The 9,505-nt window shown below is 66.3% G+C and carries 8 protein-coding genes; 5 read left to right on the top strand and 3 right to left on the bottom strand.

Annotation, left to right across the window (positions count from 1 at the left end; genetic code table 11):
- From ADBZ5N_RS14870 to ADBZ5N_RS14860, 3 genes are all read left to right on the top strand, one after another.
- Nucleotides 1–866 (top strand): polyamine ABC transporter substrate-binding protein (locus tag ADBZ5N_RS14870; protein ID WP_526258647.1); only part of this gene is annotated, 866 nt, incomplete at its 5' end.
- A gap of 19 nt (nt 867–885) precedes the next feature.
- Nucleotides 886–1,761: an ABC transporter permease gene (locus ADBZ5N_RS14865; RefSeq protein ID WP_526258645.1), complete on the top strand. Its 876-nt coding sequence runs from the start codon at nt 886–888 to the stop codon at nt 1,759–1,761.
- A gap of 13 nt (nt 1,762–1,774) precedes the next feature.
- Complete coding sequence (locus ADBZ5N_RS14860; RefSeq protein ID WP_526258643.1) at nt 1,775–2,614, top strand: ABC transporter permease; 840 nt, start codon at nt 1,775–1,777, stop codon at nt 2,612–2,614.
- Here ADBZ5N_RS14860 and pncA read toward each other — a convergent pair.
- A complete protein-coding gene (gene pncA / locus ADBZ5N_RS14855; RefSeq protein ID WP_526258640.1) occupies nt 2,611–3,174 on the bottom strand; it encodes a pyrazinamidase PncA in 564 nt (187 codons plus the stop codon). The two genes, ADBZ5N_RS14860 and pncA, sit on opposite strands and share 4 nt — an antisense overlap.
- Before the next feature lie 53 nt (nt 3,175–3,227).
- On the opposite strand from pncA, the gene ADBZ5N_RS14850 reads away from it, so the two are divergent.
- Complete coding sequence (locus ADBZ5N_RS14850; RefSeq protein ID WP_526258638.1) at nt 3,228–6,143, top strand: aminotransferase; 2,916 nt, start codon at nt 3,228–3,230, stop codon at nt 6,141–6,143.
- On the opposite strand, the gene ADBZ5N_RS14845 is transcribed toward ADBZ5N_RS14850, so the two are convergent.
- On the bottom strand, nt 6,127–6,819 hold the full coding sequence (locus ADBZ5N_RS14845; protein WP_526258636.1) for an MBL fold metallo-hydrolase: 693 nt from the start codon (nt 6,817–6,819) through the stop codon (nt 6,127–6,129). The two genes, ADBZ5N_RS14850 and ADBZ5N_RS14845, sit on opposite strands and share 17 nt — an antisense overlap.
- Before the next feature lie 321 nt (nt 6,820–7,140).
- On the opposite strand from ADBZ5N_RS14845, the gene ADBZ5N_RS14840 reads away from it, so the two are divergent.
- Entirely contained in the window at nt 7,141–7,659 is a 519-nt protein-coding gene (locus ADBZ5N_RS14840) for an RDD family protein (protein ID WP_526258649.1), read from the top strand.
- 209 nt (nt 7,660–7,868) lie between these two features.
- Here the strand turns inward: ADBZ5N_RS14840 and ADBZ5N_RS14835 are convergent.
- On the bottom strand, nt 7,869–9,505 hold a 1,637-nt coding region (locus ADBZ5N_RS14835; protein ID WP_526258634.1), incomplete at its 5' end, for a DUF7064 domain-containing protein.

The raw sequence follows: 9,505 nt of genomic DNA, 5'->3' as shown, positions 1-9,505 counted from the left end.
ACAAGGAGCCGCTGTCGCGCAAGCAGGACATCGGGACTGATCTGGTGGTCCCCACCCAGTTCATGGCGGCCCGGCTGGCCGGACTGGGCTGGCTCAACCCGATCAGCGACACCCGCTGGACCAACAAGACGAATCTGCGCACAGACTTGTTGGACAACAAGTCCGACCCGGGCCGGAAGTTCAGCGCACCGTACCTGTCCGGCATGGTGGGCTTGGCCTACAACCGGGCCACCACCGGCCGCGACATCACCAAGATCGACGACCTGTGGGACCCCGCATTCAAGGGCAAGGTAAGCCTGTTCAGCGACGTCCAGGACGGCCTGGGCATGCTGATGATGTCCCAGGGCCATTCCCCGGAGAACCCCACCACTGAGACCGTCCAGAAGGCCGTCGACCTGGTCAAGGAGCAGAAGGACAAAGGCCAGATCCGCCGTTTCACCGGCAACGACTACGCCGACGATCTGGCCGCCGGCAACATCGTCATCGCGCAGGCGTACTCCGGTGACGTGGTGCAACTGCAGGCCGACAACCCCGACCTTCAGTTCGTCGTGCCGGAGTCGGGCAGCACCACCTTCCTGGACACCATGGTGATCCCCTACACCACCCAGAACCAGTCGGCCGCCGAGGAGTGGATCAACTACGTCTACGACCGGGCCAACTACGCCAAGCTGATCGCGTTCACCCAGTATGTTCCGGTGCTGTCCGATATGACCGCCGAACTCGACAAGATCGACCCGAAGCTGGGCGCCAACCCGCTGATCAACCCGTCGAAGGAGACACTGGACAGGCTGAAGGCCTGGGCACCGCTGACCGACGAGCAGACCCAGGAATTCAACAAGGCCTACGCCAGCGTCACCGGCGGCTGAGCCCGGTGGTGGCTCTCTGATGGCGGGCGTAGCCAGCAGCTCCCGGCAGCGCAGCAGGATCGCGCCCTACCTGATGATCCTGCCCGCGCTGGCCTACCTCGCGGTGTTCTACGCGGTGCCGTTCGTCTCGTTGCTGCGCACCTCGCTGTCGACGATGGGTGGCTCGATCTACCTGCCGACGCTGAACTTCGCCTGGGAGTTCGGCAACTACGGCCGCGCGCTCAGCGAGTACCGCGAACAAATCCTGCGATCCTTCGGGTACGCGTTCAGCGCCACCCTGCTCTGCCTGCTGCTGGCCTTCCCGCTTGCTTACGTGATCGCCTTCAAGGCCGGCCGGTTCAAGAATCTCCTTCTCGGACTGGTCATTCTGCCGTTCTTTGTGACGTTTCTGATCCGCACCATCGCCTGGAAGACGATTCTCGCCGACAACGGCTGGGTGGTCGGGGCGCTGGGCAGCATCGGGCTGCTGCCCAGCGAGGGCCGGTTGCTCTCCACCGGTTGGGCGGTGGTCGGCGGCCTGACCTACAACTGGATCATTTTCATGATCCTGCCGCTGTACGTCAGCCTCGAGAAGATCGACGGCCGTCTGCTGGAGGCCTCCCGGGACCTCTACGCCAGCAACCGTCGAATGTTCGGAAAGGTGATCCTGCCACTGGCAATGCCGGGCGTGCTGGCCGGAAGCCTGCTGGTTTTCATCCCGTCCGTCGGCGACTTCATCAATGCCGACTACCTCGGCAGCACGAGAACGACGATGATCGGCAACGTCATCCAGAAACAGTTCTTGGTGGTCAAGGACTACCCGGTGGCCGCGGCGATGAGCTTCGTGCTGATGGCGATCATTCTGGTCGGTGTGCTGCTGTACACCCGGGCGTTGGGCACCGAGGAGTTGGTGTGAGCGGGGACCGCCGATGACTGTCGAGGCCGTCACCTCACTGGCCGAGCCAGGCCGCAACATCCGCGGCACCTTCAAACTCGGGGATATCGCCCTGCGCATCGCCGCCGGTTTCACCCTGTTGTTCCTGTTCCTGCCGATCCTGGTGATCATCGTGTTCTCGTTCAACAAGCCGGCCGGCAAGTTCAACTACACCTGGCAGGGCTTCACACTGGAGAACTGGGCTGATCCGTTCAAATACCCGGCGTTGACGAACGCCTTGAAGATGAGCCTGAACGTCGCGGCGGTATCCACCGCGATCGCACTGATATTCGGCACCCTGGTCGCGATTGCCCTTGTGCGGCAACGCTTCCGGGGCCGAACAGCGGTCGACACCTTCATGGTGCTGCCGCTGACCTCACCCGAGGTGGTGATGGGCGCCTCGCTGCTGACCCTGTTCCTGAGCATGGGCTGGGCGACCGGCTATTTCACCATCGTGCTCGCGCATGTGGCGTTCCAGATCAGTTTCATCGCGTTGACGGTGCGAGCCCGCATCCGCGGCTTCGACTGGACCCTGGAAGACGCGTCCCTGGATCTAGGCGCGGGACCGGTACGAACCTTCTTCAAGGTGACCCTGCCGCTCATCGTGCCCGGCATCGTCGCCGCGGCGATGCTGTCCTTCGCCCTGTCGCTGGACGACTTCATCATCACCTACTTCGTCAGCGGTTCGACGGTCACCTATCCGCTCTACGTCAACGCCGCCACCAAAGCCGCGGTGCCGCCGCAGATCAATGTGCTGGCAACAGCCATCCTGCTGATCAGCCTGGTGCTGCTGATCGCCGGCACGCTCTACCGGCGCAAGCGGGTCGTCATCTAGCCCTCCCCCGCGTGCACCAGTTCCACTCCCGCACGGGCCATTTCGGCCAGCGCACTCGTCGTCGATTCGGCCGCCACACCGGCCGTCAGGTCAACCAGGACTCGGGTGGTGAAGCCGGCTCGTGCGGCGTCCTCGGCAGTGGCCCGCACGCAATAGTCGGTGGCGATGCCCACCACGTCCACCTCGTCCACGCCGCGTGCCCGCAGCCAGTCGGCCAGGCGAACCCCTTCGCAAGCGCCCTCGAAGCCGCTGTAGGCCGCCGAATACGCCCCCTTGACGAACACCGCCTCGACACCGGTGGTGTCCAGGTCCGGATGGAAGTCGGCACCTGCGGTGCCGGCCACACAGTGCGGGGGCCAGTCGGCCACGTAGTCGGGGTGCTCGGAGAAGTGCGTGCCCGGGTCGATGTGGTAGTCCTTGGTCGCCACGACATGGTCATAGCGGGGCGAATCGGCCATCAGACCGCTGATCGCGCGTGCCACCGCCGAACCGCCGGACACCGCGAGCGAACCACCCTCACAGAAGTCGTTCTGTACATCAACGATGACCAATGCCCGCATGGGACCACCGTAACGCGCCGGTACAGTCAGATTTTCAGTCCACGAGGGAATTGATGACACACTTCGACTTCTTCGACGCCGCCGAGTTGCCCGCCCCGGCGGTGACGACGCAACGGGCCTGCCAGATCGCCGCCGAGCACTTCGGTATGCAGGTCCAGGCCGACCTCCTGGGCAGCCAGCAGGACGCCAATTTCCTGCTCCGCGACTTGGCGGGGGAAGCGGTGGGTGTTCTCAAGATCGCCAACCCGGCGTTCAGTCGCCCCGAGTTGGAGGCCCAGGACGCCGCCGCCGCGTTCATCGCCGCGGGAGAGAACATCCGCACCGCGGTGAACGTGGCTCCGGACGCGCCCGGCTCGGGAATCGCCAATGTCGACGGACTGCTCGCCCGAATCATCTGCTATCTGCCCGGCGGGACACTCAGCGGCGAGCGCTACCTGCGGCCCGGCCAGGTCGCTGCGCTGGGAGATCTCGCCGGCCGCACCTGCCGGGCGCTGGCGGCCTTCGACCATCCCGGCGCCGACCGGGTACTGCAGTGGGATTTGCGGCACTCCAGACGCACGGTCGAGGTGCTCGCAGCCCACGTCGGCGACACCCACCGCCGCCGGACGGTCGAATCCACCGCCGAGGTCGCGTGGCAGGTCCTGGCCGGCCTGGCGGCGGATCTTCCGGTCCAGGTTATTCACGGCGACATCACCGGCGACAACATCGTGTGCTCCGACACCGACGGGGTACCCGACGGCCTGATCGACTTCGGTGACCTGATGCGGTCCTGGACAGTGGCCGAACTGGCCGTCACCGTTGCAACACTGCTGCGCCACGACGGCGTCGAACCGGCGGCGACATTGCCGGCCATCGAGGCGTTCCATGCGGTGCGGCCGCTGAGCTCTTCCGAGGTGGAGGCGCTGTGGCCCTTGGTGGTGTTGCGCGCCGCCGTCCTGGTGGTCAGCGGAATTCACCAGTCCGCCATTGACGTCGAAAACAGCTACGCCACCTCTGCACTGGAACTGGAGTGGCGAATCTTCGAGCGCGCCAACGATATTCCGCTGGACGTCATGACCGCTCAGATCCGCGACGCGTTGGGGATGGCGGCCATGGCGCCGCAGATCGGCGGCGAGGCAACACTGATCGACGGACTGGATACCGACCATGTGGTGCGTCTGGACCTGTCGGTGGAGTCCGACGCGATGGACGCCGGCTTTTGGCTGGAACCGGGCTGCGAGGATCGGTTGGCCCGCGATTCGCTCGCAGCGGGAGCCGCAGCGGTCATCACCACCTTCGGCCAACCCCGGCTGACCCACTCGGCCACGTTGAGCCCAGTCTCACCGGCGACCGTGGCCACCGGCATTCAGTTGTGGCCGCGCTCGTCGATGACCATGACCGCGCCCTGGGCCGGTTCGGTCGCCGTTGGTCCGGAGGTTCTGACCCTCACCGGGGCCGACGGGACAGTCGAAGTGCAGGGCGCGGTCCGCCCGATCGGCTCGGCGACCGATGCCGGTGCAGTGACCGCCGGTGCGGCACTGGCCGCTGTTGACGGCCCGGTGTGGATCCAGGTTCGGCGCAACGACACCGAGGCACCGCGGTTCGTGCGGGCGGAGTACGCGGCGGGCTGGCTGAGCAGGGTCAGCGACCCCGCGGGCCTGCTGGGACTGCCCCTGCTGCCCGTGCACGACGGGCACTCGGGCCGCGACAGTGTCGCCCTGCGGCAGCGCCGAACCCGGTCCTTCGCGGGAGTTCAGGAGCACTATTACCAGCACCCACCCCGGATCGAGCGGGGCTGGCGGGAGCACCTGATCGCCACCGACGGCCGCAGCTACCTCGACATGGTCAACAACGTCGCGGTCCTGGGGCACAGCAATCCCGAACTGGCCGACGCGGTAGCCCGTCAGTGGCGCCGGCTGAACACCAACTCGCGCTTCAACTACGGCGCGGTGGTGGCGCTTTCGGAACGGCTTGCCGCGACCCTGCCCGAACCGCTGGACACCGTGTTCCTGGTGAATTCCGGTTCAGAGGCCGACGACCTGGCGCTGCGGCTCGCGATGGCCGCCACCGGGCGGCACGACATCGTCGCCGTCGCCGAGGCCTATCACGGATGGACGTATGCCACCGATGCGATCTCGACGTCGATCGCCGACAACCCCAACGCGCTGTCCACCCGGCCGGACTGGGTGCACACCGTGCCCTCCCCGAACTCCTACCGCGGCGAGCATCGCGGCGCCGAGGCGTCCCGCTACGCCCCGGAGGCAGTGGCGATTATCGACCGCCTTACCGCGCAGGGACATCCACCGGCCGCGTTCATCTGCGAGCCGTTCTACGGCAACGCCGGGGGGATGGCGCTGCCGGACGGCTATCTGCGGGCGGTGTACGCCGCGGTGCGGGCCGCCGGCGGACTGGCGATCGCCGATGAGGTGCAGGTGGGCTACGGCCGCACGGGTCGCTGGTTCTGGGCGTTCGAGCAGCAGGGGGTGGTTCCCGACATCGTCTGCGTCGCCAAGGCGATGGGTAATGGGCAACCGCTCGGCGCCGTCATCACCACCACGGCGATCGCCGACGCCTACCGATCCTGCGGCTATTTCTTTTCTTCGGCCGGGGGCAGCCCGGTGTCATGCGTGGTAGGCCTGACCGTTCTGGACATCATCGAACGCGACGGCCTGCAGCGCAACGCCCTCAGTGTGGGCGACCACCTGAAGGCCCGGATCACCGCTCTCGGTGAGCGCTATCCCCTGATCGGCACGGTGCACGGCAGCGGACTTTATATGGGTGTGGAGCTGGTCCGCGACCGCGCCACCTTGGAGCCGGCCGTGACGGAGACGGCGGCGATCTGCGAGCGGATGCGTGAACTCGGGGTGATCGTGCAGCCCACCGGAGATCGGCAGAATGTGCTGAAGATGAAGCCGCCGATGTGCATCACCCGGGAGTCCGCCGACTTCTTCGTCGACATGTTCGAAAGGGTGCTCAGGACCGGGTATTGAGCCAATCACGTTGGTGCCGAACGAAATCAGCGTTGACCGTGGCTCCGTGCCCGGGCACGTAACGCGCGCCGTCACCGCCGAGGGCCAGCACCTTGTCCAGGGCGGCGGGCCACTGCGCAGGCTCGGCGTCGGGCCCGATAGCCGGTTCGGCGGACTCCTCCACCAGGTCGCCGCAGAACACCACCGTCGGCTGACCCGGAACCACGACAACGAGATCGTGGTCGGTATGCCCCGGCCCGGGATGGCTGACCCGGACCTTTCGATCACCAAGGTCGAGATCGGCATGCCAGACCAGGTGCTCTGGTGGGCGGACTGCCCGTCCGGCCTGCGCCACCTGATCGGGATCAGCCCCGAATCGCAGCGCTTCGGCGCATACCGCGTCGAGCCGGTTGCTCAGCGCTGCGCCAACCGGCGGCGCTGAGTAGCGGAGAGCCGATGGAAACCCGGCTGACCCCAGGATGTGGTCGAAGTGGTGGTGCGTCATCACTACGTGCGTGACGCTGCGGCCAGTGAGCTGTCGCAGATCGCTCTCCACGGCCGCGGCTTCCAGCAGCGTTGTGCCACAGTCAACCAGCAGCAGTCCGGAGGCGCCCACAACGGCCCCCACCGTGACATCGAGAAACGGCAGGCGCGTCCGGTATACCCCGACGGCTACTTCCTCCCACTGGTAGTGCACACCCTGACGTTATAGTGCGAGGGTGGTGTTCGGAGTGGCGCTAGGCGCCGGCACCGCGTTGCTCGCCGGGGCGGTGACCGCCGTTGCGATGCGGAGGCAATGTCCGAAGCCCGCAGACTCGCGCGGCACTGAAACGGCCCGTCCTGTGCCCTGCCGGTAGATTGGGCGTCAACCGAACCTTCAGGAGTTGCGATGACTGACCAGGATCCCAACAACCCGCCGTCCGGCTATCCGCCCCCGCCGCCTGCCGGCTATCCGCCGGCCCCGGGCTACCCACAACCGGGCTATCCGCAGCAACCGGCGGCCGGATTCCCGCCGCCGATGCCCGGCTCTCAGCCCGGTTACCCGCCGGCCCCCAGCCCTTACGGTCCTCCCGGTGGCTACTACCCCGGATATCCGCAGGTCGGGTATGGGTACGCCAGCCATCCCGGGAGTCTGGGGGCGCGGTTCGGCGCGCGTGTCATCGACGGCCTGCTGGTGGGTATCTTGTCGTTCTTCATCGCATTCTTGTTCGGCTCCGCGAGCAACATCTTGGTGACCGGGTTGTTCACCGGCCTTCTGACGTTCATCTACTTTGTGGCCCTGGAGATCACCCAGGGCCAGACGTTGGGCAAGAAGTTGCTGGGCCTATCCGTGCGCGGCGCCGGCGGGGCCCCCAAGCCGGACTTCAAGGCGTCCGCCATCCGCAACGCCTTCACGTTGCTGCCGATCGTCCCCTACGTCGGCGGTCTGCTAGGTGTCATCGCGATCATCGTGATTGCGGTGACCATCAGCAACAGCCCCACCAAACAGGGCAAGCACGATGAGTTGGCCGGTGGCACCCAGGTGGTCAAGGACTAACGCGGGCAGGTACTGACACGAAAATTGTGGTGACCACACCTGGGGAGTGGCGGGTTAGGCGGTGTCGGTGAGTGGTTCGAGGGTGACGCTGTAGTAGTCGCCGTTGGTGACGCAGGTTCCAGGCGGCGATGACCATGGTGTGTTTTCACCCGTCCGGCGGATGAAGACCTCGGCGAGGATGAACCCGTGGTGCTCGGTGAACCGTCTAGCTAACGCGACTGGTTACGGTTCCACTCCAACCAGCCCACGCCACGTCGGCCGTCGGCCGTCTGGACCTGGGCCCACGCCCGCGGGAAGAAGCTGACCCGCCCATCGGGTGACTCCAGCCGTACCGGGGCGTGGCCGAGGATGGTCACGCTCGCCACGACGGGTCCCGGCTGCAGGGTGAGCGTCGTGGTCAACGGAAGTCCGCTGCCGGCCAGGATGGCATCGGCGTCCACCGAGGTGGTCTCGATGACCTCCTGACCCGGTGGCTGGATGTAGCCGACGCTGACCGGGGGCAACCCCGGGATACGCAGATCCACCCCGTGCAGATGGGTGCCGTCGTCGAGATGCAGCGCACTCCAGACCCAGTCCATGCTCCACCAATCGCGCACGCCGTGGGAGTGGTCGCGCTGACCGGGTACAGCGTCGAATTCATAGGTCCGGCCGTCGACGGTGAGGGTTCCGCTGACCGTGCAGGGGATCTCATAGCGGGTCGCGATCCGGTAGGCGTACGGCGTTCCGCTGGTGTGCCACACCAGGTCCATCGACAGGTGGGCGTCCGCGCCGGGTTCGCCGCGCAGCAGCGCTGCGGGGTCGTCGTAAACCTGCGCTGGTCCGGCGACTTTGACCACATACTCCCGCAGGGGCGTCGTGGCGTTGTGCCGCAGCGTGATTGCTTCGCTGTGGACGTCGTTCGGGTCGGCAGGAAGAGGCGCGTCGAAGTCCAGCAGGGCAACCGTCGCAATGTCGGGGCCGCAGATCAGCGCGTTGATCCAGGCGGTGTTCTGGTTGGGTATCAGGCCCAGCCGGATCCATCCCCCGATTCCCTGTTTCGGGTCGGCGAAATCCCAGTACCAGCTTTCGTTCCAGAGCGTTTCCCCGACGGGCTCATGGGCTGACTCGTCGATCGGATCGGGTTGCAGCGCTTCGGCGTGCGCGGCGTGCGGCAGCACGTCGAGAGCGCCGGAGTCCAGCACATGGCTGCTGTGCCGGTCCAGCATGGTGAGGAACATCGCATCACCCCGTTGGGTGCGTTCCACCAGCATCGAGGACGCGATGGTCATCATCACCCCGAAGAAGCTTTGTCGGCGGACCCCGTCACGGACCTGACCGAGGGTCATCGCAGAATAGGGCCCCAGTCCGCAGTGGTAGGCGGTGAGCAGTTCGTCGTAGTGGGCGCGGCGCTCCTCGGTGCGCAGAGCGCAGCCCAGGAAGTAGGCGACATCGGTCAAAGCCGGACCCCAGGTAACCGTCTGCCAATCCACCACCGTCAGGTCGCGCAGCGACCCGGGGCGCCCGAACAACATGTTGTCCAGTCGGTAGTCGCCGTGGACCAGGCCTCTGACCCGGTCGGGGGCAGCCTCCTCGGCGAGGTAGTCATCGAAGCTGTTCACCAGGCGCTGGCAGACCAGCAGTTGCTGCGGAGTGATGGCGTCTCCGTAACGGTCGGTGAAGCCGTGGAACAACCCGGTGATCATCGTCTGGTTCATCGGGCTCTCGCGGTTAAGCCAGGGCACCTCGGCGAGGGTTTCGCTGCCGATCAGCGGGCCGTGCAGACGGCCCAGTTGGGTCAGGGCCAGCGCCGCGTCTTCGATTGTGGCGCCTCGGATTTCGTCGCCGACCTCCGCCGGTGCCGCATCAT

This window comes from Mycobacterium sp. (assembly GCF_044370595.1).
GTDB lineage: Bacteria > Actinomycetota > Actinomycetes > Mycobacteriales > Mycobacteriaceae > Mycobacterium.
Note: the sequence above shows the minus strand (reverse complement) of the source record. Positions and strands in the feature narration are given on the sequence as shown.